The 24,387-nt window shown below is 64.6% G+C and carries 25 protein-coding genes; 7 read left to right on the top strand and 18 right to left on the bottom strand.

The annotated features are described in order from the left end of the window. Window positions 1-115: 115 nt before the first annotated feature. The 7 genes from FJ443_RS07045 to FJ443_RS07075 are packed head-to-tail and all read right to left on the bottom strand — an operon-like array spanning window position 116 to window position 6,157. A complete protein-coding gene (locus FJ443_RS07045) occupies window positions 116-397 on the bottom strand; it encodes a UxaA family hydrolase (RefSeq protein ID WP_140497576.1) in 282 nt (93 codons plus the stop codon). Further along, the gene (locus tag FJ443_RS07050) at window positions 394-1,293 is read right to left on the bottom strand and encodes an NAD(P)-dependent oxidoreductase (protein ID WP_140497574.1); all 900 of its coding nucleotides are present in this window, start codon (window positions 1,291-1,293) and stop codon (window positions 394-396) included. The genes FJ443_RS07045 and FJ443_RS07050 overlap by 4 nt, the downstream gene beginning before the upstream one ends. A gap of 52 nt (window positions 1,294-1,345) precedes the next feature. Next, window positions 1,346-2,578 (bottom strand): PhnD/SsuA/transferrin family substrate-binding protein, encoded by a 1,233-nt coding sequence (locus tag FJ443_RS07055; protein ID WP_140663301.1) that lies wholly within the window; start codon window positions 2,576-2,578, stop codon window positions 1,346-1,348. Window positions 2,579-2,602: 24 nt separating this feature from the next. Then, the gene (locus FJ443_RS07060; RefSeq protein WP_140547458.1) at window positions 2,603-3,409 is read right to left on the bottom strand and encodes an ABC transporter ATP-binding protein; all 807 of its coding nucleotides are present in this window, start codon (window positions 3,407-3,409) and stop codon (window positions 2,603-2,605) included. Then, on the bottom strand, window positions 3,406-4,158 hold the full coding sequence (locus FJ443_RS07065; RefSeq protein ID WP_140663303.1) for an ABC transporter permease: 753 nt from the start codon (window positions 4,156-4,158) through the stop codon (window positions 3,406-3,408). Before FJ443_RS07065 ends, FJ443_RS07060 begins: the two co-directional genes overlap by 4 nt. Further along, window positions 4,155-4,925 (bottom strand): ABC transporter permease, encoded by a 771-nt coding sequence (locus FJ443_RS07070; RefSeq protein WP_140663305.1) that lies wholly within the window; start codon window positions 4,923-4,925, stop codon window positions 4,155-4,157. The genes FJ443_RS07065 and FJ443_RS07070 overlap by 4 nt, the downstream gene beginning before the upstream one ends. A 35-nt stretch (window positions 4,926-4,960) precedes the next feature. After that, window positions 4,961-6,157, bottom strand: a complete 1,197-nt coding sequence (locus FJ443_RS07075) for a UxaA family hydrolase (protein ID WP_140555621.1) — start codon at window positions 6,155-6,157, stop codon at window positions 4,961-4,963. Window positions 6,158-6,298: 141 nt separating this feature from the next. Between FJ443_RS07075 and FJ443_RS07080 the strand changes: the two genes are divergently transcribed. After that, on the top strand, window positions 6,299-6,958 hold the full coding sequence (locus FJ443_RS07080) for a GntR family transcriptional regulator (RefSeq protein WP_140497561.1): 660 nt from the start codon (window positions 6,299-6,301) through the stop codon (window positions 6,956-6,958). Then, window positions 6,955-7,830 (top strand): SMP-30/gluconolactonase/LRE family protein, encoded by an 876-nt coding sequence (locus FJ443_RS07085; protein WP_140663307.1) that lies wholly within the window; start codon window positions 6,955-6,957, stop codon window positions 7,828-7,830. The genes FJ443_RS07080 and FJ443_RS07085 overlap by 4 nt, the downstream gene beginning before the upstream one ends. 6 nt (window positions 7,831-7,836) lie before the next feature. Here the strand turns inward: FJ443_RS07085 and FJ443_RS07090 are convergent, their stop codons facing one another. Together FJ443_RS07090 and FJ443_RS07095 are read right to left on the bottom strand one after the other, a co-directional pair. Continuing rightward, a complete protein-coding gene (locus FJ443_RS07090) occupies window positions 7,837-8,670 on the bottom strand; it encodes an SDR family oxidoreductase (protein WP_246671702.1) in 834 nt (277 codons plus the stop codon). Between the two features lie 165 nt (window positions 8,671-8,835). Further along, a complete protein-coding gene (locus FJ443_RS07095; RefSeq protein ID WP_246671697.1) occupies window positions 8,836-9,546 on the bottom strand; it encodes a GntR family transcriptional regulator in 711 nt (236 codons plus the stop codon). Between the two features lie 249 nt (window positions 9,547-9,795). Here FJ443_RS07095 and hutH point away from each other — a divergent pair, with 249 nt between their 5' ends. Beyond that, window positions 9,796-11,292, top strand: coding sequence for a histidine ammonia-lyase (hutH, locus tag FJ443_RS07100; protein WP_140514475.1), 1,497 nt, complete (start codon window positions 9,796-9,798; stop codon window positions 11,290-11,292). A 43-nt stretch (window positions 11,293-11,335) separates the two neighbouring features. On the opposite strand, the gene FJ443_RS07105 is transcribed toward hutH, so the two are convergent. The 6 genes from FJ443_RS07105 to FJ443_RS07130 all read right to left on the bottom strand — a co-directional run bounded on the left by FJ443_RS07105 (window position 11,336) and on the right by FJ443_RS07130 (window position 16,973). After that, window positions 11,336-12,016 (bottom strand): aspartyl/asparaginyl beta-hydroxylase domain-containing protein, encoded by a 681-nt coding sequence (locus tag FJ443_RS07105; protein ID WP_140514473.1) that lies wholly within the window; start codon window positions 12,014-12,016, stop codon window positions 11,336-11,338. Between the two features lie 133 nt (window positions 12,017-12,149). Further along, on the bottom strand, window positions 12,150-12,365 hold the full coding sequence (locus tag FJ443_RS07110) for a KTSC domain-containing protein (RefSeq protein WP_140514471.1): 216 nt from the start codon (window positions 12,363-12,365) through the stop codon (window positions 12,150-12,152). A 165-nt stretch (window positions 12,366-12,530) separates the two neighbouring features. After that, entirely contained in the window at window positions 12,531-13,469 is a 939-nt protein-coding gene (locus tag FJ443_RS07115; protein ID WP_140514469.1) for a sugar ABC transporter substrate-binding protein, read from the bottom strand. A gap of 14 nt (window positions 13,470-13,483) precedes the next feature. Beyond that, window positions 13,484-14,479 (bottom strand): ABC transporter permease, encoded by a 996-nt coding sequence (locus FJ443_RS07120; protein ID WP_140498090.1) that lies wholly within the window; start codon window positions 14,477-14,479, stop codon window positions 13,484-13,486. Then, a complete protein-coding gene (locus FJ443_RS07125) occupies window positions 14,479-15,477 on the bottom strand; it encodes an ABC transporter permease (protein ID WP_246672596.1) in 999 nt (332 codons plus the stop codon). Before FJ443_RS07125 ends, FJ443_RS07120 begins: the two co-directional genes overlap by 1 nt. Next, entirely contained in the window at window positions 15,474-16,973 is a 1,500-nt protein-coding gene (locus FJ443_RS07130; protein WP_140663309.1) for a sugar ABC transporter ATP-binding protein, read from the bottom strand. Before FJ443_RS07130 ends, FJ443_RS07125 begins: the two co-directional genes overlap by 4 nt. A 311-nt stretch (window positions 16,974-17,284) precedes the next feature. Here FJ443_RS07130 and FJ443_RS07135 point away from each other — a divergent pair, with 311 nt between their 5' ends. The 3 genes from FJ443_RS07135 (at window position 17,285) to FJ443_RS07145 (ending at window position 20,455) form a co-directional block, all read left to right on the top strand. After that, window positions 17,285-17,959, top strand: a complete 675-nt coding sequence (locus FJ443_RS07135) for a GntR family transcriptional regulator (protein WP_140497544.1) — start codon at window positions 17,285-17,287, stop codon at window positions 17,957-17,959. A 178-nt stretch (window positions 17,960-18,137) separates the two neighbouring features. Then, entirely contained in the window at window positions 18,138-19,649 is a 1,512-nt protein-coding gene (locus FJ443_RS07140; RefSeq protein WP_140497541.1) for an altronate dehydratase family protein, read from the top strand. Window positions 19,650-19,708: 59 nt separating this feature from the next. After that, window positions 19,709-20,455, top strand: a complete 747-nt coding sequence (locus FJ443_RS07145) for an SDR family NAD(P)-dependent oxidoreductase (protein ID WP_140497539.1) — start codon at window positions 19,709-19,711, stop codon at window positions 20,453-20,455. Window positions 20,456-20,519: 64 nt separating this feature from the next. Here FJ443_RS07145 and FJ443_RS07150 read toward each other — a convergent pair whose 3' ends face one another. Next, a complete protein-coding gene (locus FJ443_RS07150) occupies window positions 20,520-21,047 on the bottom strand; it encodes a hypothetical protein (protein WP_140663312.1) in 528 nt (175 codons plus the stop codon). 77 nt (window positions 21,048-21,124) lie between these two features. On the opposite strand from FJ443_RS07150, the gene FJ443_RS07155 reads away from it, so the two are divergent. Further along, window positions 21,125-22,060, top strand: a complete 936-nt coding sequence (locus FJ443_RS07155; RefSeq protein WP_140663314.1) for a LysR family transcriptional regulator — start codon at window positions 21,125-21,127, stop codon at window positions 22,058-22,060. A gap of 124 nt (window positions 22,061-22,184) precedes the next feature. Here the strand turns inward: FJ443_RS07155 and FJ443_RS07160 are convergent, their stop codons facing one another. After that, complete coding sequence (locus FJ443_RS07160) at window positions 22,185-23,255, bottom strand: tartrate dehydrogenase (RefSeq protein ID WP_140583925.1); 1,071 nt, start codon at window positions 23,253-23,255, stop codon at window positions 22,185-22,187. Window positions 23,256-23,461: 206 nt separating this feature from the next. Further along, window positions 23,462-24,295, bottom strand: a complete 834-nt coding sequence (gene fghA, locus FJ443_RS07170; RefSeq protein WP_140562365.1) for an S-formylglutathione hydrolase — start codon at window positions 24,293-24,295, stop codon at window positions 23,462-23,464. Window positions 24,296-24,387 lie beyond the last annotated feature (92 nt).

The raw sequence follows: 24,387 nt of genomic DNA on the forward strand, positions 1-24,387 counted from the left end.
TATCGAACGAATGATGTTGCGATATGTGGCAGTGAACCGCCCGGGAGGCAACCGCGAGGACGGCGTGGCCATGGTCGATCGATAAGGTCTGGCCTGTTCGGGTGCTGACCCGGCGTCAGCGTCCGCGCAGACTTTGCAGATTGTGCACGTGGACGTGGTCGCCGGCCGCCACGGCAGCCGTCAGGCGGCCGATCGCCTCGCCGTATTTGCGTATGGTGGAGCCGGCGGCCAGGTCGTGCAACGCCAGCTTATGACCGGCTTGCAACGCGGCGCCGGCCTTGAGGACAACCCCCTCGCGGGCGCCTCGCGTCGTCACTTCGGCGCCTGCCTCGACCGGTTCCACGAGGACAGCCACGTCGTCGTCAGCGTGCAGCACTATGGCTCCAGGCTTGGTCATGCGCCGGCAAGCCGGACCTGGACGCCGGTCGCGTCTTCGCGCAGCTTCAGCACGGCGCCGACATCCTTGCCCGCCATGCCAGCATCCATCGCCTCCCTGAGCACGGCGAGCGTGGCGCCCCCGACCGGCGTCTCGACGCCGAGCGCGTCGTTCATCGCCAGGGCAAGCCGGCAATCCTTGTGGGCAAGCTTGACCATGAAGCCTGGCTCGAAGTCGCCCTTGAGCGCGCGATTGTGCATCGCCACCGCCAATTGCTGGTTCCAGGCCATCGTCGTCTTCAGCACGTTGATCATGGTGTCGAGCGTCAGGCCCGCCTTGGCGCCGGCGACCAGCGCCTCGGAGCTGGCCGTTATCAGCACGCTGGCCAGCAGGTTGTTGGTGAGCTTCATTGCCTGCCCCATGCCGAGCCCGCCGCAATGGATGAGGTCGGCCCCCATGCTCGACAGGATCGGGCGCGCGCGCTCCAGCACGGCGGCATCGCCGCCGATCATCAGCGTCGAGGTTCCGGCGATGGCGTGCTCCACCGTCTTGCCAACAGGGCTGTCGATCATGTCGACGCCGCGTTGCGCCAGCCATGCGCCGATACGCTGGGTGGTCTGCGGGTCGATCGTGCTCATGTCGATATAGAGGCTGCCGGCCCTGAGGCCATGACCGATGCCGTCGGCACCGAGCACGGCGGCCTCCACATCAGGCGCATCCGGCAGCATGGTGATGACGATTTCCGATTGCTGTGCAACCTCGCGCGGCGACGCCGCCGCCCGAGCGCCGGCCTCGACGAGTTTTTTCACCGCCACGGGATTGAGGTCGAAGACCGTCAGCGCGTGTCCCGCCTTGAGCACGTTGCGGGCCATGGGTGCGCCCATGGTTCCAAGCCCGACAAAACCGACTGACGTCATGGATCAACTTCCTTCCCTGAATTACTCTGAATGCGCGTGCCGCCCGAACTCCTCAGGACGGCACTTTCCACTGGTCGAGCTGCCATGCCGGCAGGCCACGTAGATCCTTGGCATTCTTGTCGGTGAAGCCGCTTTCGTCCGGCACCTTGCCCGTGCCCTCATAGGCTTTCTGAAGCAGCGGCGCCGCCTTGCCGAAGGCGGCCTTGACCTGGTCCCAGCTCAGCGCCTCAGGAATCATCTTGCCGGCAACCATGAACTGGGAGATTTGGCTGATTGCCGCCGCATCGCCTTCGGTCGGCCAGATCCAGCCGCGCTGGAAAAGCACCTCGTCGCCGATGACCTTGGCGCCCAGCGCAGGATCGAGCCCCCAATATTTGACAACCGACTGCGAGATCTCCCGCGGGTCGATCTTCTGGAGATCGGCAAGCGCGCGTTGCGCGGCCGTCAGGAAGGCCTGGCCGAGCGCGGCATCGTCGCCGACGATCCGGTCGCTGCAGATCCAGAAGGAACGGTGCAAATAGTAGCCGTCGGGGTAGAATTTCGACTTCTTGACGCCGGGCAGCATGTGGCCTTCGCCCTCGCCCGCGGGTCCGCTGTAGCCGGCCTCGGTATAGCCGAACGAATTCATGATCCCGGTGAGGTCGGTTTCGGCATTCGCCTTGAGGAAGGCCGGGTAGATCACCACCGACGCGTCCATGCCCTCCGGGAGGGACGCGGCAACGGCCTGGGTCGGCGTGTTGACGATGTTGATGCCGAAGGCGCGCGGGTCGGCGTCGCCCAGTTCCTGCAGCAGCATTTGCGAGAGCGCGTTGTAGGGGTCGCCGCCGACAAGCGCGCCGACGGTCTTGCCCTTGAGGTCGCCGATGTTCTTGATGGCGGAGCCCTTGCGGGTCGCCAGCACCATGCGCATGTGGCCCTCACCGACGGTGAGAATGTTGATCGGCTGCGCCTGCGAAAGCAGCCGCACGATCGGGGTGTTGCCCCACATGCCGATGTCGAGATCGCCGGAGACGAAAGCCTCCACCATCGGCAGCGCGGAAGGATAGTCGCGCCAGTCGACTGTCAGGTCGTAGCCGAGTTCGGCGGCCGCCTTCTCGAGCAGCTTTTCGTTGATCATGCGTTGCGTCAGCGGCGAGTTGCCAGCCGCGTAGGGCTGGCGGCCGATTGAGACCTTGGCCGGCTTGCGGTCCTGCGCCCGCACGATCGATGGCATGGCCAGCGCGGCAGCCGCGGCACCACTCAGGACTGCGCGTCGGTTGAATGCGGTTTCCAGAAGTTTCCTCATGACAATCCTCTCCCTGTTGTCGTTTCAGTTCATCGTTGCGCGGTAAGCCTCTTCGCGGATCAGTTCCCAGATCGATTGGCTGAGCCTGGCGAAATCGCCGGAGCGCCGCGTCTCGTCGCCGCGTGGCCTGGGCAGGTCGATGTCGATGACCTGCTTCAGGCGGCCCGGATGGCTGCTTAGCACCGCGACCCGGTCGGCCAGGAACACCGCCTCGTCTATGGCGTGCGTGATGAAGACGACCGTCCGCCGCTCGGCAGCGGGGCGGTCCTGCCCCCAGATGCGCAGCAATTCGTCTTGCAGGATGACGCGGGTCTGCGCGTCCAGCGCCGCTAGCGGTTCGTCCATCAGCAGGATTTCCGGCTCGTTCGCCATCAGGCGCGCCAGTGCCACGCGCTGGCGCATGCCGCCCGATAGCTGGTGCGGGTACTTGTCCTCGGAGCCGGTCAGGCCGACCATTTCGACGGTGCGGTTGACGCGGTCGGCGCGCTGCGCGGGCGAAAGCCCTCGCCCGGCCGGCCCATAGATCAATCCGAACTCGACATTGCCGCGCACGGTGCGCCAGGGAAACAGGGCATAGTCCTGGAACATCACGCCGCGTTCGGCCCCCGGTCCTTCGATCGGCCTGCCGTTCAGGCTCATCGTACCCGACGTCGGCCTGTCGAGGCCGGCGAGCATGTTGAGAACGGTCGTCTTGCCGCATCCGGATGGGCCGACGATAGCCATGAACTCGCCGGCCTTGATGTCCAGCGACAGGCTGTCGACCGCCACCACGGAGGCAGATTCCCCGAAGGATTTGCTGACGCCGTCGAGGCGGATCTTGGCATCGCTCATGGCTGGCTCCACGGCACGGCGAAGGCGAGTGCGGCACGCAGGATGCGGTCGAGCGCGAAGGCCACGATGCCGACCGCGATCATGCAGACCACCATGCCGTTGAGGTTGATCGAGTAGGCGTAGAAGACGAACATCATCTGGCCGATGCCGCCGCTGCTGCCGGACTTGGCGCCGACCGCGAGCTCGGCGGCAATGATCGCCGTCCAGGCGATGCCGAGGCCGATGCGCATGCCGACCAGAATGGATGGCAAGGCGGCCGGCAGCAGCACCACCCGCATCCGCGTCAGCGGCGCCAGCCCCATGGTCAGCGCGGCGCGCATCAGACTGGGCTCGATACGCTTCACGCCCGAGATGGTGTTGATCAGGATCGGGAAGAAGGCGGCATAGGCAACGATGGCGACAGCTGCCCCGGAGCCCGAGCCCAACCAGAGGATAACCAGGGGCAGGATGGCAAGTGCCGCTATCGGCCGGAAGGTCTCGACCAGCGGATCGAGATTGCGCTCGACGGCCGGCATGCTGCCCATGGCGATGCCAAGCGGGATCGCCAACAGGGCCGCCGCCGCGAAGCCGGCGAAGACCCGTCCGAGGCTGGTGGCGAGACCGGCCACGAGATCGCCGTCGCGCAGCATGGAAATGGCCGTTTCGACCACCGTGCTGGGGCGTGGCGCCTGGGCGGAGCCGGACGCGAGAGCTTCCCAGACGACCAGCAGCAGCACGGGAACGATGAGGCGAAGCGCAAACCTGTTCATCGCGCCACCTCCGTCCGCGCCCACGGAGTCAAGACATCAGAGAGCCAGCGCAACCCCTTGTCCGTCAGGAAGCCGAGCAGGCCGATGGCGACGATGAAAGCCATCACCGTCGGCGTCGACAGCATGCTGCGGTAGTATTCGATGGCGTAGCCGAGGCCGTTCGGCGCTCCTACCAGTTCGGCAGCGACGACGGCGGTCCACGAGGCCGCCACCGCAAGCCGTGCCGAGACCAGGATCGCCGGCAGCGCCGCCGGAACGATGACGCGCCGCATGATCGCCCGCCCAGACAGGCCCATCGTGCTGGCCGCCGCGACGAGCCGCCTGTCGACGGCGGCGGCGCCCGCGGCGGTGCCGATCAGCAGCGGGAAGAAGGCGGTATAGAACATGATGAACAGCGGCAGCCGATGGCCGATGCCGAACATGTAGAGCGCAAGCGGTATCCATGCGATGCCGGCTATCGGCCGCAGGATCTCCACCGGCAGTTCGAGCAGATCGTTCCAGAGCCAGCTGCGGCCCATCAGCAGCCCGAGCGGCACCGCCACCGCCGCGGCAGCCGCGACGCTTACCAGCAGACGGGCCAGACTGATCCCTGCATTGCCGAGCAGTTCGCCGTTGAGGGCCGTATCGCGCAGCGCAAGCGCAACCGCGACCGGCGACGGCAAGAGCAGCTTCGAAGGCACGAAGAACGAGCCGACATACCAGGCAAGGACGAACAGGCCCATCGTGCGCAAATACACGAACAGGCTGGTCAGGCGCGCAAAGCGCATTGTCCTTTGGCCGGCATCGTTCGAGGAGATAGCCGTCACAACGAGCCCCGCACGCGGGTCGGAACTTCGAGCCCTTCCCCCAAAATCTCGCCGAAGGTGAGGGTGCCGCCGGCGACATCGAGGATGGTCGCCAGCAGCCGGTTCGCCGCTTCGGCGACGGTTTCGATCCCCTCCGAAACCGGGCTGGCGTCGAAATCGATCTGCTCAGGCAGCCGGCGAGCCGTCTCGCGCCGCGCCGTGATCTTGATCGTCGGCGCGAGCGCGCTCGCGGTGCTGTTGCCTGGCCCGGTTGTGAACAGCATGATCTGGGCACCGGCCGCGGCGAAGCCTGTCATCGATTCCGGCGAGAAGGACGGGCCGTCCATGAGGTAAAGGCCGCCGGCGGTGACCGGCTCGGCCATGCCGAGCACGCCGTCGATGCGGCAAGTTCCCGTCTTGGCCAGGGCACCGAGGGACTTCTCCTCGATCGTGCTCAACCCGCCGCGTATATTCTCCTCGCCCGGATTGTTGCCGGTCAGGCTGTGGCCGGAAGCGGCGGCGAAGCGTTCCTTGCGCTCCACGGCCTGCAGGATCTGTCGTGCCACCGTTGCATCGCGAGCGCGCGCCGCGAGTATATGTTCTGCCCCCAGCCACTCGACGGTCTCACCGACAATGACGGTGCCGCCATGCGAAACCAGAAGATCGACCGCGGCCCCCACGACCGGATTGCTGACCAGACCCGACGTCGCGTCGGAATGGCCGCATTCGATGCCGACCACCAGCTGCGCGCCGGGCAAGTTCTCGCGCCGGATCCGCGAAGCCTCGCGCAGCAACGCCGCGCCGCGCCTGATGCCCTCGCCCATGACCGACAGCATGTCCTCATGCTGCTCGGCGAAAGAAACGCTGGCGACCGGCTTGCCGCAAGCCGAAATGCGGGCCGCGACCATCTCGGTCGTCGCCGAATCCACTCCGACCACCAGAACGGCGGCGGCGTTCGGATTGCGGCCGAGACCGACAAGTTGATCAAGGTGCAGGCCGAGGTCCGGCTCGATGTGCCCCCTGCCCGCGCTCGTCGCGGCCAGAAGCGCGCCTTCGAGACCCGCCGTGATTCGCTCGCTGACACGCAGCGCCAAACCATTGATGCACAGGATCAGCACATAATTGCGGATTCCGGCGCGGCCATCGGCGCGCCTGTAACCACTGAATGGCGGCAGGCCGTCGATTTTGTCGGCACCGGAGGCAGGCAGTGGCATTGGCGTTTCCAAACCGTCGCGAGCGTGGCAATCTCTTCAAATCTCAATATTTGATCAAATGTCGCCTTGGCAAGGGCAAAATTGACTTCTTTCGATCGCCGTGCGAGCAATATTTGCTCAAATCAGGGTAGGCTTGGATGCATGGCGCGTATTCCCGACGTTCAGAAGCTTCTTCGTGACGACATCGTTTCCGGAGCCATTCCATTCGGGGCAAGGCTAAGGATCGACGATCTCGCCGGCCGTTATGGCGTAAGCCACATGCCGGTCCGCGAGGCCTTGCGCGCCTTGAGCGGCACGGGACTGGTCGTGCTGGAACCCAATCGCGGCGCCAGCGTCAGGACGGTCCACATGTCGTTTGTGATCGACCTGTTCGATATCCGCAGCGCCGTCGAAACGATGCTGGCACGGCGCGCCAGCGAAAGGCGCACCGCCGAGCACCTGCGCGATCTGAAGGCCGCGCAGGACATGCTTGAGCAAAGAGTGGCCAGCGACGACTTCCTTGCCGTCCCGCATGCCAACAACATCTTTCACGGCGTCATCAACGAGGCGGCCGGCAATCCGGGCGCGCTGTCGATGGTGGACCGCAACTGGCTGCTGGTGGCGGCGATCTGGCAACGCTACGGCTATGACGAGGGGCGCTTCCATGGCGTCATCGACGACCATCGCCATATCATCCGGGCCATAGAGCGCCAGGATGCCGGCTCGGCGGCGACCTTGATGGGCGCGCATATCGAAAAGGCCAAACACGACCTCCTGGCGCGCATCGCCGTCGATCCCAAACCCGATATCGGCCGGCAATGACGGCCCGGTTCGAGGTTGCGGCGTCAACGGCCGACACGCTCGGCGAATCGCCGACATGGCTGGCGCGGGACGGAGAGCTGTTCTGGGTCGATCTACGGCGTCCTTGCCTGCACAGGCTGCGGCCCGAGACCGGAGCGGTGACATCGTGGCCGATGCCTGAGGTCATCGGCTCGGTGGTTGCACGAGCATCGGGCGGAGTCGTCGTGGCCTTGCGGCAAGGTCTCCACGCATTCGATCCCGCCAGCGGCGCACTGAGCCTGCTGGCGCGCGTGGAGGATGGGCCGCCCGAGCATCGGCTGAACGACATGAAGTGCGATCCTGGCGGCGGCATAATCTGCGGCAGTATGTGGGACTATGGGCTGCATGCGTCCGGGGCGCTCTACCGGATCGAGGTCGCCGGAAGTTCGAGCCGGATCCGCGACAGGATCGCCGTGCCCAATGCGATCGCCTTTGCCCCGGATGGCCGCACCGTCTACTTCACGGATACGCGGCAAGGTGACATAGAGCGGGCGGATTTCGACCCGGCGAGCGGACTTGTGGGGCCGTGGTCTCTGTTCGCCGACCGGCACGCGGCGCCTGGAAAGCCCGACGGCGCCACCGTCGATGCGGACGGCTTCCTGTGGAATGCGCGCTACCAGGGCGGCTCGCTGGCGCGGTTCGCGCCCGATGGCCGGCTCGACAGGCTGGTCCCTCTGCCAGTCACCCAGCCGACCTCCTGCGCCTTCGGCGGTCCAGGCCTGAAGACACTGTACGTAACGACCGCAACGCAGAAGCTGACGGAGGATCAACTGGCCAACGAGCCCCTGGCGGGTTGCCTGCTTGCACTCGACGTCGGCGTGGCGGGACTGCCGGAGCCGGCTTTTGCCGGTTAATCTCGGCTATTGCCAGCCGAGATGGCGGCCACCCGTCGCCTGCAGGTCCGCCCCGGTGATGAAGCTGCCGGCGTCGGAGCAAAGCAGCAACGCCGCTCCCGCCATCTCGCGCGCCTCGCCGGCCCGCTGCATCGGCGCGGACCCCTTCTGGATCTCCGCCCATCTGGCCGCGTCCTCGCGGCGCCAGCGATTGCGCTCGGTAACGACAAGGCCGGGCGACAGGTTGTTGATCGTCACCCCGTGTGGCGCATAATCCTTGGCAAGGTTGAACGACAGATTGTGCTGCGCGCTCTTCAGCGCGGCATAGACGGCGAGATCGGATTCGGGCCGCGTCTGGTTGATGCTGCCGATCGTCAGCACACGGCCCCAGCCATTGTCCTTCATGCCGGGCAAGGCGGCCTGCAGCAATTCGATCGTCGCCTTGAAGTTGATCTGGATCTGGTGCTCGATCTGCTCGGCGGGTAGATCGAGGAAAGGCGTGCGGTACTGGATCGAGGCGCAGACGACAAGCACGTCGACACCACCCAACGCCTCGATCGCCGCCTGGACACAGCGAGCCGCCTCTCCGGCCCGAGCGAAATCAGCATCGATGGCGACGCCGCGCCTGCCCTTCCCGCGAATTTCACGGACAGCTTCGGCGGCCGCATCCGGCTGCCCGAATGCCACGTCGGCGTCGCGAGCGAAATGGACGGCCACATCGGCGCCCGCCTCGGCAAAAACCCGCACGATCTCACGACCGATGCTGACGCTGCCGCCGGTCACCAAGGCGCGCCGGCCAGCCATCGTGAAGCGCTCGGCAAGAGCCAGCGCATTCTGGATGTCGATCTCTTCCTTTTGCACCGTCAATAGCCCAGCCTTTCCAATTTGATCACACTTTTCTTTGGAGTGCTCTTCAAAACGCATTTTCAGGGAGAAATCCAGAACCAATTCTTCCATTTGATCAAATCAGGCAAGCTGAAAAGCAGCGTCCCTGGCGGCAGCGGCTAGACGAGGGCGTATAGCCCGTCACGCGCGCCCATCGGAATTGGACAAGATTCTAAGATTTCGCGACAGACCGTCGCCCTCTATGGCGTTGACCAGTGTCTCGCTGCCTTGGCGCAGATGCTGCGTCAAAACGCTGACGGCCTTGCCGGCGTCGCGTCGCCGGCAAGCGGCCAAGAGGTCGCGATGCTCCGTCTGCGAGCGGGCGCGGTAGTCGAGGTTCGACAACAGGATACGGACGTAGCGGTCGGCCGCATTATGGTGCGCCTCGATCAGGCCGAGCAACCGGCGATTGCCGCAGGCGTCATAAAGCGCCAGATGAAAGGCCCGGTTCAGCACGCCCCACCTGCCGACATTGCGCTCGGCATCGATCTGATCGAGCACCTGTTCGGCCTCGTCCAGCTTGCCGCCGGGCAGGCCGGGAATGGAGAGCCGCAGTGCCTCGCACTCGAGCAGTTCGCGCACGGCATAGATCTCTCGGATCTCGTCGCCGTCCATTCTGGCGACGTGCGCACCCTTTGTCGGGTGGATGGACACGATGCCTTCGGCCTCGAGCTGACGAAGCGCGTCCCGGATCGGCATCCGGCTGAAGCCAAACTGCTCGGCCAGATCATCCTGGCGCAACGTCGTGCCGGCCTTCAGGGTCCCGCTGGCAATGGCCTCGCGCAAGACATTGGCGACCTGCTCGGCAACCGTTTGCGGCCTCTCGATCAAGCCTTCGCCAAATCCGCGCAATCCATGCTCCCATTTCACGTATCGTCAGCTTAGGGGAAAGCTTCATTCTCGGATATAGGTATCCATGTGTACGAGAAGAGTTGCAAGCCGGCGGCGATGCGCCCGGCATGGACGCGAGATCGCCGCGGCGAAACCTTCGGAACGGGAATGGCTTGCAGTTTGGCCCGCGGAAACAGCAAAACCGGCAGCCGCCAGCCGCATGCGGTGAGGCCCGCGCGGCATTGGCGGCAGCGATCATGGGGGCAGGATATGACACTCAGAATGGTAGTGCTTGACGGCAAGCCGCTCAGTGCGGCTGATGTGGCCGAGGTCGCACGGCGCAACGCCCGCCTCGAGTTGGGCGGTCAGGCGATGCGCCGCATCCGCGAGAGCCGTGCGCTCATCGAGCATCTCACGCAACTTGGCAAGCCCATGTATGGCGTCACCACCGGTCTCGGTGCGTGCGTGGATACGCCGCTTGCGCAGGCCGACCTGATCGCGTTCCAGCATAGCGTACCGCTCAGCCACAGTATGGGCATCGGCCCCGCCCTTCCGACGGAGGCCGTGCGGGCGCTTATGGCCGCAAGGATTTCAGGCATGGCGGCCGGCGGCACCGGCACCTCCGAACATGTGGTCATGGGCCTTGTGGCGGCACTTAACGCCGGGGTTCATCCGGTGATCCCCAGTTGGGGATCGATCGGGGCGGCGGACCTTGCCGCCCTCGGGCATATGGCAAGGGCGCTGCGCGGCGACGGCGAAGCGGAGTTCCAGGGCAAGATCATGCCGTCCGCCGAGGCGCTGGCTCTCGCCGGGCTCGAACCACTCAACCTGCGCGAGAAGGACGGCCACGCCATCATCGTCGCGAACAGCCTTTCGACCGGAACGGCATGCCTGTGCCTGGAAGACGTCGCCCATCTCATCGACTGGTCGCTGGCTGCCGTGGCCCTCAATTATGAGGCATTCCGCTCATCCGTCAGCGCAATCAGCGAGGAGGCGCTGTCAGCCCGCCCGGCATTCGGCCAGCGCGAGATCGGCGCGCGTCTGCGGGCGGAACTGGCGGGAAGCGGCCTGTGGGAGGACAACGCCGCGCGGCGTCTCCAGGACCCGCTCAGCTATCGCTGCGTGCCGCAGGTGTGGGGCGGCCTGCTGCATGCGTTCGAACAGGCGAAGCTGGCGACGGAGATCGAACTGGCTCATTCGGGCGACAACCCGGTTATCCTGCCGGAGATCGAGCGGGTCGTCTCGAACGGCAACTTCGACCTGACGGCGATGACGCTGGCCTGGGAACAGCTCGGCCAGGCGCTTGCGCATTGCGCGGTCGGCACCGCCAACCGTTGCATGAAGCTGATGTCGCCGATAACGGCGGAGCTGCCGCGCTTCCTGTCGGCCAGGGGTGGGAGCCGCCAGGGCTACGCGGAGCTGCAGAAACCGCTTGCCGCGCTGGAAGTCGAGATCCGGCACCTCGCCAACCCGATGTCGCTCAGCCCGCTTGCCGTTTCGGACGGCATCGAGGATCAGTCGTCGATGGCCCCGCGCGTGGTGGCCAAGACAGCCGAGATCGTCGAGCGGCTGCGTTATCTCGTTGCGATGGAACTGATCTTTGCGGCTACGGGGGTAGAATTGCGCGGTGTCGTCGACGGCATGGGCGACGGACCGCAGCGCACCTTCGCCGCCGTGCGCTCCCTTGTCAGCCCGCTTGACGACGACCGCGAAATGAGCACGGACATGACACGGATCGCACGGATGGTGGCGGGCCCACGCGACTGACGCGCCAAGGCGCTCGGCGAGCCCATGGCCCGCGAGCCTCTCCTCACGCAGAAAAGGACACGCCTCTGCGGCGCATGCCTGCCTGCACGCCGTGGACGATCAGCCGTGACAGGATTTCCATGTCGGGCGGCATTCGTGGACGCCAGATATCCAAAAGCAGGGCCACGCGAGGCTTGTCGGCGTTGTTTGTCACTTCATGAGGGAACGTGTCGTCCCACAACAGACACTCGCCGTCGGCGATCCGCCTCTCCTGATGATTGATCATCATGACCGTCGCCGGACGACCATCTGCCTGTCGAGGGATCACCAGGCCGAGATGGAACCTCATTATGCCCCTGAATGGGCCGCGGTGGCTGGGAATGTGCTTGCCCGGAGCCAGGAAAGAGATCGCCGCCGACTTCACCTCAGGGCATTCTGCAAGCAGCCGGTCGAGGACCGGCATTCGCGCGAGGTTTTGCGGAACCGCGACATCGTAAGCCTTGAGCACGAACATACGCCAGTCGCGACCGTCATTGGCCGAGATGTCGGCCTGTTCAGGCATGATGTCGTGGAAGCGGGGCGCCTTGCCCACGGCAAGCGCTTCGTCGCGGATGGCCTGCCAGGCGGCCGTGAACTTGGTGGCGTTTGGAAATTCGCTGGCGGTATCGAGGATCGCCGGCGCGTCGATGCGCTTTTCGTAGATCCGCCGCACCAGACCGGATGCAAGATCGTAAACTTGAGACATTTCATGGCCTCGAGGACATCATGAAACGAATATCCGGCAATTAAGTTGCTGATCTTGTTCGGCGTATGCCTGTCAGCACGAATTCGTGACCGACGAACAGTCCCGCGATCCCGCGCCTTGTTGCTGGCGTTCGTCAGCGTTCAGGGGCGCGTTCGACCAGACGAAACCTGTAGCGATCCCGTATGAATTCATTGAAGAAGCGCCCCTTGGAAGAGGCGGCTTTGAAGGCAGCGTAGGTCTCGGGCTCCACGTCTTCGTAGTCGTAGCGGTTTCCGCTCGGTACGAACCAGACCGAAAGCGCCCTGGTGGTGGGATCGTACTGTGTGCTGCGGATGGCCGTAGAAGGCATTGGCGTTCTCCCGGATGGATAATCCGGGGCGCAAACGGAAGTTCCAACTGTGCCGGGCAGCCCTGGCCGACAGGCCTTTCCATTCGGGAGCAGCGCAGCCGGATCGTCCGTCCGCGCCAGGAGATGAAGGAGCCGGCCCGCTTCTGCCGAGCCGGCCCCAAGGGATCAGAACGCCGGCTCGACCGCGTTGACATTGTCCTTGGTGACGACCGTCAGCGGGATCGGCAAACGGTCCTTGACCTCCTTGCCGTCCATGATCTCCGCCATGGTGTTGATCGCCAGGCGGCCGTCCTCGACCGGCGACTGCACGATGGTGGAGTACATTTCGTTGGTGCGGATCGATTCGAACGCGTCCTTCTGGCCGTTGATGCCGACGATCGGCGGTGCCGCCTTGGACGGATTGGCCTCCTTCCAGGCGTCGATGAAGCCGCGCGCCATGGTGTCGTCATTGGCATAGACGCCGCTGATCTGGTCGCCGAAACGGGTGATCAGGTCGCGGCTGACCACCAGCGCCTTCTGCTGGTCGAAATCGGCATTGACCGTATCGAGCACCTTGATGTCGGCGCTGGTTTCCTTGAGACGATCGGTGAAGCCGCCGACGCGGCCGATCGTCGTGCCGTTGCCGGCCTGGCCGGCGATGATGACGACGGAACCCTTGCCGCCAAGCGCCTTGCTGAGCGAGTCGGCCGCAAGCTTGCCTTCCTCGTAAACGTCGGGCCCGGTGAACGACTTGATGAACGGCTTGGCATCGTCGCTCATCGGCGAGTTGATGAGGATCGCGGGAATGTTCGCCTGCTGTGCGCGGGCGAGGCCCGGTATGTAGGCCTGCGGGTCGAGCGGCCACAGGATGATGCCGTCAACCTTGCGCGCGACGCAGGTGTTGAGCTGCTCGGTGCCCTTCTGGACGTCGAAATCCTGGCTGAGGCTCAGGATCTCGATGCCGAGCTCGCCGGCGCGCGCCTGGAGCGCCTTGTTGGCCGGCGTCGCATAGGCATGCGAATCCGCGGCCGTGACGTAGCAGACCGTCTTTGCACTGGCCCAGCCCGTCGAGGCCAATATTACCGCCATGGCGGTAATGTGGAGCATGCTTTTCTTGCCAACCATAGGTTTCCTCCCGATCATGTATTTCCTCCTTGAGTGATTGGATTGTCGCGAATGAGCGCGGGGCCTGTGCCCGGCGCCCTCCCCTTGGTAGTCACGGCCCGATCGAGCACGACGAGCAGGATCAGGATAAGCCCCGACACGACTTGCTGGACGTATGCGGGAACGGATTGGAACTCCATCGCGATGGTCAGCGAGCCGATCGTCAGCACGCCGCCAAGCGTGCCGAGCGCGGATCCCTTGCCGCCTTCGAGGCGGGTTCCGCCGACCACGACCGCGGCAATGACGGCGACCGTCAGTTCCGAGCCGAAGACGGGCGAACCGGTGTTGGTGACGAGGCTCTGGAGAACGCCTGCGAGACCGGCGAGCGTGCCGGCGAAGACGAAGCCCAGAAAAACGATGCGATCGGAGGCGATGCCGCTCTCCTTGGCCGCCGCCGGATTGGACCCGACCGCAAAGACATTTCGGCCCGGTATGGTACGCGTCAGCCAGACATGCAGCAGCACGATCAGAACGATGAACAGCGCACTGCGGATGGTGAAGATTTCGAGATGGATCTTGGCGAACGCCAGCGAAAGCATGATGTCGGTGCCGGTCACCGGCTGGCTGTTGGTGATCCAATGCGCGAGCGAGCGGAAGATCAGCATCGTCGCCAGCGTCAGCACTAGCGAGTTCACCTTCAGCCCGACGACCAGCGCGCCGTTGATGGCGCCTGCCAGCATGCCGACCAGGATACCGACAAGTGCGGCAGGCAGGATGCCGATCTCGCGCTGCAGGATGACCGACATGATCCCCGCCAGCGCGAACACCGCGCCGCCGGAGAGGTCGATCTGGCCGGCGACCAGAAGCACCGTAAGTCCAATGGCGATCAGGCCGATCGTCGCCGCCCGGTCGAGGCCGAGTCCGAGGGTCGATGCGGAGAAATAACCCGGAACCGCCAAGGCGGAAATGATCAGCGTCAGGCCGAGGATGATCACCACCCTGTGCCGCGAGGCAAGCGCCAGGAACCTCATCACGCCACCCCCCTCTTGCGCAATGCCGCGTCCATGCCGACGGCGCCGACGATCAGGATGCCGAGGACAAAACCCTGGATCGGCGTGCGCACGCCGTCGAGCACCATGACGTTGGTCAGAAGCTGCACGAAGATCAGGCCCGCGATCGCCCTCGGCACCGAGCCGAAACCGCCGATAATCGACACGCCGCCGACCACGACCGCGGTGATGGCGCTGAACTCGTAGCCGGCGCCGATCAGCGGCCGCGCGCTTTGCAAGGTCAGGCCCAGCAGGCCGCCGCTGACGCCCGAAGCCAACGCCGTGATCACGAACGCACCGGCCTTCACCGCTCGCACGGGCACCGCGCTCGCCTCGGCGGCGCTGTAATTGCCGCCCGTGGCGAGCGTCCACCTGCCCCAGAAGGAGCGCGAGAGGACGAAATGCCCTATGAGAGCGATCAGCAGGAAAATCAGCACCACGACCGGGACGCCGAAGAGCCGGCCCTTGGCGAATTCGGCCGAAGCGGGATTGTTGCCATAGACGATGACGCCGCCGACAGTGGCCTGCACGATGCCCAGCCCGATGGTGCCGATGCCGAGCGTGGCGATGATGGGATTGATACCGACATAGCCGACCAGCACGCCGTTGAGCAGGCCGATAAGGCCCGCAAGCGCCACCGCCAGGACGAAGGCAGGAACCGGCCCGATCATTGGCTGCAGCCCGAGCGAAAGGATGGCCCCGCAGGCGATGGTGGCCGGCACCGACAGGTCGGCCAAGCCGCCTGCCACAAGCACGAAAGTCATGCCGACGACGACGATGCCGACAATGGACATCGAGGTCAGGACGTTGAGCAGATTGCCCGTGGTGAAGAAGGCGGGGCTGACGAATGAGCCGTAGAGCATCACTGCAAGGATGGCAAAGCCAAGCCCCGCCTTGGACAGGACATCGGCAAGCCTGCTGCCGCGCGTGAAGCGGTCATTGCGGTTCGCCCCGCTGGTCTCCATGGCCGCATCAGTCATGCCGCCTCCCCCGTCGCCAGCGCCATGATGCGCTCCTCGCTCAGTTCGGCGCGGGCGAGCGGCTCCGATGCGCGGCCGTCGCGCATCACAACGACGCGATCGCAGACGCCGAGGATTTCGGGCAGTTCCGACGAGATCATCACCACCGCCATGCCGTCGGCGACAAGCCGGCCGATGATGCTGTGGATCTCGGCCTTGGCGCCGACGTCGACGCCGCGCGTCGGCTCGTCGAGGATGAGCACGGAGGGCTTGGCCGCGAGCCATTTGGCGATGACCGCCTTCTGCTGGTTGCCTCCCGACAACAGGTTGATGCGCCGCTCCCCGTCGGGCGGCGAAATGGAAAACTGCTTCACATAGGTCGTCGCCAGCGAACGGTCGGCGCTGCGCCTGATACGGCCGAAGCTGGTCAGACGCCGCAATATCGACAGGCTGATGTTCTCGCGGACCGACATGCCCGGAATGATGCCGTCGCCCTTGCGGTCCTCGGGGACGTAGGCGATCCCGGCTCGCACCGCCTCGGAAGGAGAGTTGATGGCGACCTTGCGCCCGTAGACGCTGACCGTTCCCTCCACCAGCCGCGACAGGCCGAAGATGGCGCGTGCTACCTCGGTGCGACCCGCCCCGACCAGTCCGGTCAAGCCCAGTATCTCGCCGGCGCGCACATCGAAGCTGACATCGCGGAAATGCGCCCCGTCGCCGATGCGTTCGACACGCAGCACGGACTTGCCGATCGCGGCCGGGCTTTTCGGGAACACGTTGGCGACCTCGCGGCCGACCATCAGCCTGATCATCTCGGCCGCGGTTATGCCGTCGATCGGACGGGTCTCGATCATTGAGCCGTCGCGCAGCACGGTCACCTCGTCGGCGATCTCGAGAACCTCCTTCAGCCTATGGCTGATGTAGACGATGGCGATGCCGTCATCGCGCATCTTGCGAAGGATCCGGAACAGCGCCGCGGTTTCGTGCTCGCTCAGGCTCGATGTCGGCTCGTCCAGCACGATGATCCTGGGCTGCGCCGCATAGGCCTTGGCGATCTCGACCAGTTGCTGCTGGCTGATCGACAGGTCGCCGAGCCGCGCGCGCGGGTTGATGGCCGCGCCCAGCTCGTGGAGGACGGCGGCGGCCTTCCTGACCATTTCGCCCTTGTGCAGCCAGCTCCATTTGCCGGGCATGCGGCCGAGATAGACGTTCTCCGCGACGGTCAGGTCGGGAACAAGATTGATCTCCTGGTGCACCATGCGGATGCCGAGCGCCTGGGCGTCGGCGGGACGCCGCATGGGCACTTCGGCGCCGCCGACGAGGATCGTGCCGGCGGTCGGAGCGTAGGATCCGTTGAGCACCTTCATCAGCGTCGACTTGCCGGCGCCATTCTCGCCGACGACCGCATGGACGGTGCCGAACCGGACGGCGAAATTGACGTTCGACAGGGCCTTCACGCCGGGAAAAGTCTTGGAGATGCCTCTCATGTCCAGGGCACAATCGGCGGCGGCACTCATCTAGGCTTGGTCCTTCCTGGTAGCATGCAGGCAGCGTTATGTTAGTATAATGCACTTCCAGGCACGGTTCGGCCCACCTCGAGCCGGCCCGAAGGCCCCTTTCAGCGCATCCGCACCAGGCACTTCACCATAGGCTGAAAATCACGCAACGGGCGGCACTATTGCACTAATATAATAGTTCTGGCAAGCTGGATCTGACCGCTCCCGTCACTGGCGTCGGATCGCAACGAACCCGGCGTCGCAAGCAGGTGCATTCCGTTTGACATTCGAATAATTTTGCCATTTCAGGTGGACGAACGATGGGATTTTCCATGGATCTAGATCCTTCGACCCTCAATCGAGCCCTCCCGCTGCGCGACCAGATCTACAACAAGATCCGCAACATGATCGTCGTCGGACGGCTGAAACCGGGTGAGGTCATCAATGAGATCGCAATTGCCGAAGCGCTGGGCGTCTCGCGCACGCCCGTGCGCGAAGCGGTCAAACGCATCAGCGACGAAGGGCTCGTCAAGATCCTGGCGCAGACCGGCACCTACGTTGCTCCCATCAGCCGGGCCGACCTCGAGGAAGCCTATGTCATCCGGCGTGCATTGGAGATGGAGAGCGCCAGGCGCGCCGCCGCCAAGCTGACGCCGGCTGCCTGTGAATTGCTGGAAGACAACATGGCCGCGCATAAGCTCGCCATTGCGCGCGGCAGGTACGCCACAGCGATTCAGCTCGACGACGTCTTTCACCGCACCATTGCTGAAATATGCGGCTTGCCGATGATCTGGCGCGCCGTCGACATCTCAAAGGCGCAGATGGATCGCGGCCGCTATCTCGCCATTCCGAAGCCCGGCTATGGCGAGCAGACGATCGAGCAGCACGAGGCCATTCTGGACGCGCTGAAGCGTCACGACGCCGAGGGCGCCGCACAGGCAATGGAGCATCACCTCGAGACGTCATTTCGCAACACGCTCGAAGTCGCCGCCGAGCTTCTCGACTGACGACCTCGACTGAGCGCTGAGACGGGCGGCGCAGGTTTGAGGTCCCGAACCTGGCATCCGACCGGCTTGCCGATGCATGGTGAGCCGTGTTCGCAGCTTGACCGTTGACAATCTATTATATTAGTATTCCGATCCATTCGGCGGCATTGTGCCGACGGGGGCTTTTTCAGAGTTTGTAATGGCGCGGTTCATCCAGCTTTCGCATGCCGACAACATCCTTCTGGCGATCGATCCGTTGATGATCGGCGACAAGGCAGGCGACATGCCCGCGAAGGCGCGCATACCGCGCGGCCACAAGATGGCGATCCGCGACATCGCTTCGGACGAGCCGGTCGTGAAATATGGGCAGACCATCGGATTCGCCCGCGGACCGATCGCCGCCGGCGATTGGGTTCACGAGCACAATGTATATCTGCGCAATTTCGAACGCGACTATCTGTTCGGCACCAACGCCAGGCAAACGCCTGTCGTCCCTGAAGCCGAGCGCGCGAGCTTCATGGGTTACCGCAGGCCGAGCGGCAAGGTGGGGACGCGCAACTTCATCGCTGTCCTGACCTCGGTAAATTGTTCGGCCAGCGTCGCCCGCTTCATCGTAGAAGAGGTCAACCGCTGCGGCATCCTGCGCGACTATCCCAATGTCGACGGCGTGATCTCGCTCGTCCATGGCACTGGCTGCGGCATTGACACCAAAGGCCCCGCTTACGACCTCTTGAAGCGCACGCAGTGGGGTTTTGCCACGAACCCCAATGTCGGCGGCGTGCTGATGGTTGGGCTCGGCTGCGAGGCGTTCCAGATTCCGCGCTGGATGCAGTCCTACAATATCGAGGAGAGCACGACCTTCCGCACGATGACGATCCAGGAGACTGGCGGCACACGCAAGACGGTCGAGGCAGGGGTCAAGGCGATCGTCGATATGCTGCCCATGGTCAACGCCGCGCAAAGGACGCCACAACCGGCCTCCGAACTGGTGCTCGCGCTGCAATGCGGCGGGTCGGACGGCTATTCCGGCATCAGCGCCAATCCGGCGCTTGGCGCCGCCGTGGACCTGCTTGTCGCGCAAGGCGGCACGGCGGTGCTGTCCGAGACGCCGGAGATCTACGGCGCCGAACATCTGCTCACCATGCGTGCGGAAAACCGCGCGGTCGGCGAGAAGCTGATCGAGCGTATCCGCTGGTGGGAGGACTACACAGCCAAGCACGACATGGAGATGAACAACAACCCGTCTCCCGGCAACAAGCTCGGCGGGTTGACGACGATCCTGGAGAAGTCGCTCGGCGCGTCCGCCAAGGGCGGGACGACCAATCTGCGCGCGGTGCTGGAATATGCCGAACCGATCAACGAACGCGGCCTCGTCTTCATGGACACGCCCGGCTACGATCCGGTTTCGGCAACCGGCCAGGTCGCCGGCGGCGCGAACATATTGTGCTTCACCACCGGGCGCGGTTCGGCCTTCGGCTGCAAGCCGACACCCTCGATCAAGCTTGCCTCCAATTCCTTCATTTTCGAGCAGATGCGCGAGGACATGGACATCAATTGCGGGGACATCCTCGACGGCGTCACGCTGGACGACAAAGGCCAGGAGATCTTCGCAGAGATCCTGCGCGTGGCATCGGGCGCGCGTACCAAATCGGAATCGCTGGGCTACGGCGACAATGAGTTCGTGCCCTGGAACCTCGGCGCTACCATGTAGCGACATCGCCCGCCCGCAACGGGCAACCTCAATTCACTCAACCAGAAAGAACGCTCGGCATGAACAGGATCGATCTTGACGGCCAACACGCCGTGGTCACCGGAGGCGCGCAAGGCCTCGGCTTCGCGATGGCCAAACGTTTCGTCGCCTCCGGCGCGACGGTCACCTTATGGGACGTCGACGAGGCGCGCCTCGAAGCGGCCAAGCGCGACCTTGGCAAGGCCGCCACGACCCTGGTCGTCGACATTGCGGATTGGGAGACGGTGGACGCCGCGCGGGCAAAAACCGAGGAGAGCGCCGGCAAAATCTCCATCCTGGTCAATTCTGCCGGCATTGCCGGTCCCGCCGCCCCGCTCGACAGCTACGACATAGAGACGTGGAAGAAGATCATCGACATCAACGTCAACGGCACCTTCTACGTCAACCGCGCCGTGGTGCCCGGGATGAAGGCGCGCAATTACGGGCGGATCGTCAACATCGCTTCCGTCGCTGGCAAAGAAGGCAATCCCAACGCCGCCGCCTATTCCGCTTCGAAGGCGGCGGTCATCGGCATGACCAAATCGCTCGGCAAGGAGCTCGCGCAATATGACATTGCAGTCAACTGCATCTCGCCGGCCACCGCGCAGACTCGAATCCTCGAACAGCTCACGCCCGAGCACATCGAATACATGCGCTCGCGCATTCCACGCGGCCGTCTGCTGGAGGTCGACGAGGCCGCCGCCATGGTCGCTTGGCTCGTCTCAAAGGAAAACAGCTTCACCACCGCCTCGACCTTCGACCTGTCGGGCGGGCGCACGACCTATTAGTCGAATACCCGCGCGCCGCGAAGCGTCTGCACCGCGGCGCGCCGGTACACCGGCACTTGCTGCCTCACGGAGATGCGGCCGCGTCGCCTGCGAAGACTCGAGCTGCCTGGATCTGGGGGCGCACCATCAGGTAGAACGCGACGACGTGCGTGATCATCAGCAGTGGGACATAGATTACGGGGATCGCGTATGCAGCGCCCAACTGCCCCGCCAGCTCGGGAAGACCGGCTTGGCCGCCGTGATAGTAGTCGACGGCGATATCGATCGTCCCCACGAGATTGAACGCGACGACGGACAACCAGAACAGCGGACGTATCCTCGTCGTCAAAAGTGCCAGCATGGCCAACACTCCGGTTGCGAAGTCGCCATAGGCGGCGAAGGTGGCGAAATCAGCCGGCAAATCGCGCCCGACGACGCCTGGAACGATGAAGACAAGCCCGAAGAAGCGGAAGCTGTGCAGCGTGGCGATGGCACGTTGCGCCTCGACCAGGTTGACGGATCTGAGCCGGGGCAAGACATACACGCCGACGCAGAGCAGCCAAGGCACGTAGCCTAGAGCGAGATGTAACAGGAAAATGGTTGCAGGCGACATATGGCCTCCCAAGAGATGTAAGGCGCAATTTACGCCCGCTTCCAGCGGTCGACTATTCGCGATAATGTTGACGGGGCATGAAGCAGAACTTCACAATCCGGAAAGGTGCGCTCGACGGCGTGGAGGCGTTCCTCGGCGTCGCGCAACACCGCAGCTTCCGAAAAGCGGCCGCGGAGCTCGGCGTCACGCCATCGGCGATCAGCCAGGCGGTGCGGGCGCTCGAGGTGCGCGTCGGTGCGGCGCTCTTCATGCGCACGACGCGCAGCGTCGGCCTGACCGAAGCCGGCGAACGGTTCCTTTCGCGCGCAAAGCCCGCTTTCGAGGAACTGGTCGCCGCAAGCGAAGTCGCACGTGAACTTGGGCAGCGGCCGACTGGGCTGTTGCGCCTCTCTGTGCCGCGCGCCGTGGTGCCGATCCTGCTGGAGCCGCTGGTGGCATCCTTTTGCCAGGCCTATCCCGAAGTAGAGGTGGAGATCGCCGCAAGCGGTGAGCTGGTCGACCTGGCGGCCGAGGGGTTCGACGCCGGCATCCGGCTCGGCCAGTTCATCGCCGCCGACATGGTCGCGGTTCGGCTGACGCCGCCGTTCCCGCTCGTGGTCGTCGGCAGCCCTGGCTATCTGCGCCGGCAGAAGCGGCCGGAGCGCATCGACGATCTGCGCGGCCATGCCTGCCTGCGCATGCGCCGCTCCAACGGATCGATCGCGCCCTGGCCCTTCATCGACGGCAACAAGACGGTCGAGGCAATCGTCTCCGGGCCGCTGGTCACGCATGATTACCCGACACTGCTTGGCGCGGCGATCCAAGGTGTCGGACTTGCACAGGTGCCCGGCCCTCTCACCGAAGCCCCGATTGCCGATGGCCGGTTGCAAGCGTTGCTCACGCCCTTCGCCGTCACGACGCCTGGCGTTTTTCTGTATTATCCCGACAGACGCCAGGTCTTGCCCAAGCTGCGCGCGTTCATAAAGCATGTGAAATATCGGGGGACGGACGCCGAAGGCCCGCGAACTCCCTGAGGCCACCGCCCTCGGTGACGTGCTTGCCTGCTCGTGCCGCGCTATCTCTTTGTTGCGCAATTCCATAGGGAAAGCGCTACGCGCTTTTCCCGGGAAAACCGTACACACTTTTCCTGGAATTACTCTAATTGGCGCGAAGGGCCGCGATCACCGCGGCGGTAACCTCGGCGGTGCTCGCGGTGCCGCCGAGATCGGGGCTGAGATATTCCGCCCGGTCCGTGACAAGCTCGATCGCAACCATGAGGCGCCGCGCGGCGGCCTGCTCGCCGAGATGCTCAAGCATCAGGCTCGCCGTCCAGAACGATCCGAGCGGATTGGCGACGCCCTTGCCGGTAATGTCGAAGGCCGAACCGTGGATGGGTTCGAACATGGACGGCCGGCTGCGCGAGGGATCGATGTTCGACGTCGAGCCGATGCCGAGTGATCCACCCAGTGCGGCGGCCAGGTCGGAGAGGATGTCGGCATGCAGGTTGGTCGCCAAAACCGTGTCGATGCTGCCGGGCTTGTTGACCATGCGCTGGGTCATGGCGTCCACCAGCATCCAGTCGACGCTGAGACCGGGATAGTCGCGAAGCACGCCGCGCACGACTTCGTCCCACAGAACCATGCCGTGACGCTGCGCATTCGACTTGGTGACAACTGTCAGAAGCTTGCGGGGGCGCGACAGCGCAAGCTCGCAGGCGAAACGTGCGATGCGTTCTATCCCGGCTCGGGTAAAGACGGCGACATCCATGCCGACCTCGATAGGCAGTCCGCGATGGGCGCGACCACCGACGCCGGCATATTCGCCTTCGCTGTTTTCGCGCACGATCACCCAGTCAATCTGCTTGCCGAGATCGGGCCGCAACGGGCCGGTCAGCCCGGGCAAGAGGCGCGTCGGCCGCACGTTGGCGTATTGGTCGAACCCCTGGCAGATGGCCAGGCGCAGCCCCCAGAGGGTGACGTCGTCGGGAAGGTTCGGATCGCCGACCGAGCCGAAATAGATCGCATCGAAACCCTCCAATTGCCCGAGGCCGTCCTGCGGCATCATGCGGCCGTTGCGGCGGTAATAATCGGAACCCCAGTCGAAGCGCTTGAAGTCGAAGGCCAGACCCGGCTCGACAGCGGTCAGGGCTTCCAGCACCTTCACGCCGGCTTCGACGACCTCCGGCCCGATACCGTCACCGCCGATGACGGCGATCCTATGCGAGGACATTTTCAGTTTCCTTCTCGATGGCAGCGACGATGGCGCCGCGGTTGTGGCCAAGCCATTGCAGCAGCATGCGGGTGGATTCGATCATCGTAGGGATTGACGATACCCTTGCCGGCGATATCGGGCGCGGACCCGTGCGCCGCCTGCGCCATGGCTATGTCGCCTTCGCCGATGCACAGGTCCTACCGCTGATAATGCCCGGCGGTTCTTCAGCCTAGCCGCGCGGCGTGCCACTTCAGGTGATCGTCCATGAAGGTCGAGATGAAGTTGTAGGAATGATCGTAGCCTTCCTGCATGCGCAAGGTGAGGTCGATGCCGGCCTTCTTGCAGGCTTCATCCAGCAGCCACGGACGGAGGCCTTCGTCAAGGAACCCATCGGCCGTGCCCTGGTCAACCAGGAACTCGCCAAAACGGCGGCCGTCCTCGATAAGCAGCGTGGCGTCATAGGCGCGCCAGTCCCTGTCGTCGGCGCCGAGATATTTCTCGAGCGCAGGCCGCGACCAGCCAGCGGTCGTCGGCTGAACGATCGGCGCGAAGGCCGAGCAACTCCTGAAGCGGTCGGGGTTCTTCAGCGCGATCGTCAACGCGCCGTGTCCGCCCATCGAATGACCCGATATGCCCTGGCGCGCCGTGTCGGCAGGGAAGTTCGCGGCGATTAATCCCGGCAGCTCGTCGAGGACGTAGGAATACATACGGTAGTTCCTGGCGTAAGGCTGCTGCGTCGCATCGACATAGAAACCGGCGCCGCAGCCGAACTGCCAATTATCCTTCTCGTCCGGCACATCGGCACCGCGCGGGCTGGTGTCGGGGCAGACCACGATGAGGCCAAGCTCGGCCGCCAGGCGCCGGTACTCGCCCTTGTCCATGACATTGGCATGGGTGCAGGTGAGACCCGAAAGATACCACAGCACCGGCACCGGCCCATCGTTGACCTGCGGCGGCACGAAGACGGCAAAGGTCATGTCGCAGGCGCAGACCTCTGAAGCGTGCGAATAAACACCCTGGACGCCGCCATGCGACTTGGACGTGGAAACGACTTTCATCAACTCTGCCTTTTCGTCATGACCTTTCCGTCCGACATAGCTGCCGGCCGCCGCACCCGCAACCTTCAGCCCTGCAAACAGCACCGGCGGCG

This window comes from Mesorhizobium sp. B2-6-1, from assembly GCF_006440475.1.
Taxonomy (GTDB): domain Bacteria; phylum Pseudomonadota; class Alphaproteobacteria; order Rhizobiales; family Rhizobiaceae; genus Mesorhizobium.

Bases quoted from the DNA above. Each gene is read 5' to 3' on its own strand.
- FJ443_RS07045 (WP_140497576.1), bottom strand. From the start codon at position 397: ATGACCAAGCCTGGAGCCATAGTGCTGCACGCTGACGACGACGTGGCT.
- FJ443_RS07050 (WP_140497574.1), bottom strand. From the start codon at position 1,293: ATGACGTCAGTCGGTTTTGTCGGGCTTGGAACCATGGGCGCACCCATG.
- FJ443_RS07055 (WP_140663301.1), bottom strand. From the start codon at position 2,578: ATGAGGAAACTTCTGGAAACCGCATTCAACCGACGCGCAGTCCTGAGT.
- FJ443_RS07060 (WP_140547458.1), bottom strand. From the start codon at position 3,409: ATGAGCGATGCCAAGATCCGCCTCGACGGCGTCAGCAAATCCTTCGGG.
- FJ443_RS07065 (WP_140663303.1), bottom strand. From the start codon at position 4,158: ATGAACAGGTTTGCGCTTCGCCTCATCGTTCCCGTGCTGCTGCTGGTC.
- FJ443_RS07070 (WP_140663305.1), bottom strand. From the start codon at position 4,925: ATGCGCTTTGCGCGCCTGACCAGCCTGTTCGTGTATTTGCGCACGATG.
- FJ443_RS07075 (WP_140555621.1), bottom strand. From the start codon at position 6,157: ATGCCACTGCCTGCCTCCGGTGCCGACAAAATCGACGGCCTGCCGCCA.
- FJ443_RS07080 (WP_140497561.1), top strand. From the start codon at position 6,299: ATGGCGCGTATTCCCGACGTTCAGAAGCTTCTTCGTGACGACATCGTT.
- FJ443_RS07085 (WP_140663307.1), top strand. From the start codon at position 6,955: ATGACGGCCCGGTTCGAGGTTGCGGCGTCAACGGCCGACACGCTCGGC.
- hutH (WP_140514475.1), top strand. From the start codon at position 9,796: ATGACACTCAGAATGGTAGTGCTTGACGGCAAGCCGCTCAGTGCGGCT.
- FJ443_RS07105 (WP_140514473.1), bottom strand. From the start codon at position 12,016: ATGTCTCAAGTTTACGATCTTGCATCCGGTCTGGTGCGGCGGATCTAC.
- FJ443_RS07110 (WP_140514471.1), bottom strand. From the start codon at position 12,365: ATGCCTTCTACGGCCATCCGCAGCACACAGTACGATCCCACCACCAGG.
- FJ443_RS07115 (WP_140514469.1), bottom strand. From the start codon at position 13,469: ATGGTTGGCAAGAAAAGCATGCTCCACATTACCGCCATGGCGGTAATA.
- FJ443_RS07120 (WP_140498090.1), bottom strand. From the start codon at position 14,479: ATGAGGTTCCTGGCGCTTGCCTCGCGGCACAGGGTGGTGATCATCCTC.
- FJ443_RS07125 (WP_246672596.1), bottom strand. From the start codon at position 15,477: ATGACTGATGCGGCCATGGAGACCAGCGGGGCGAACCGCAATGACCGC.
- FJ443_RS07130 (WP_140663309.1), bottom strand. From the start codon at position 16,973: ATGAGTGCCGCCGCCGATTGTGCCCTGGACATGAGAGGCATCTCCAAG.
- FJ443_RS07135 (WP_140497544.1), top strand. From the start codon at position 17,285: ATGGATCTAGATCCTTCGACCCTCAATCGAGCCCTCCCGCTGCGCGAC.
- FJ443_RS07140 (WP_140497541.1), top strand. From the start codon at position 18,138: ATGGCGCGGTTCATCCAGCTTTCGCATGCCGACAACATCCTTCTGGCG.
- FJ443_RS07145 (WP_140497539.1), top strand. From the start codon at position 19,709: ATGAACAGGATCGATCTTGACGGCCAACACGCCGTGGTCACCGGAGGC.
- FJ443_RS07150 (WP_140663312.1), bottom strand. From the start codon at position 21,047: ATGTCGCCTGCAACCATTTTCCTGTTACATCTCGCTCTAGGCTACGTG.
- FJ443_RS07155 (WP_140663314.1), top strand. From the start codon at position 21,125: ATGAAGCAGAACTTCACAATCCGGAAAGGTGCGCTCGACGGCGTGGAG.
- FJ443_RS07160 (WP_140583925.1), bottom strand. From the start codon at position 23,255: ATGTCCTCGCATAGGATCGCCGTCATCGGCGGTGACGGTATCGGGCCG.
- fghA (WP_140562365.1), bottom strand. From the start codon at position 24,295: ATGAAAGTCGTTTCCACGTCCAAGTCGCATGGCGGCGTCCAGGGTGTT.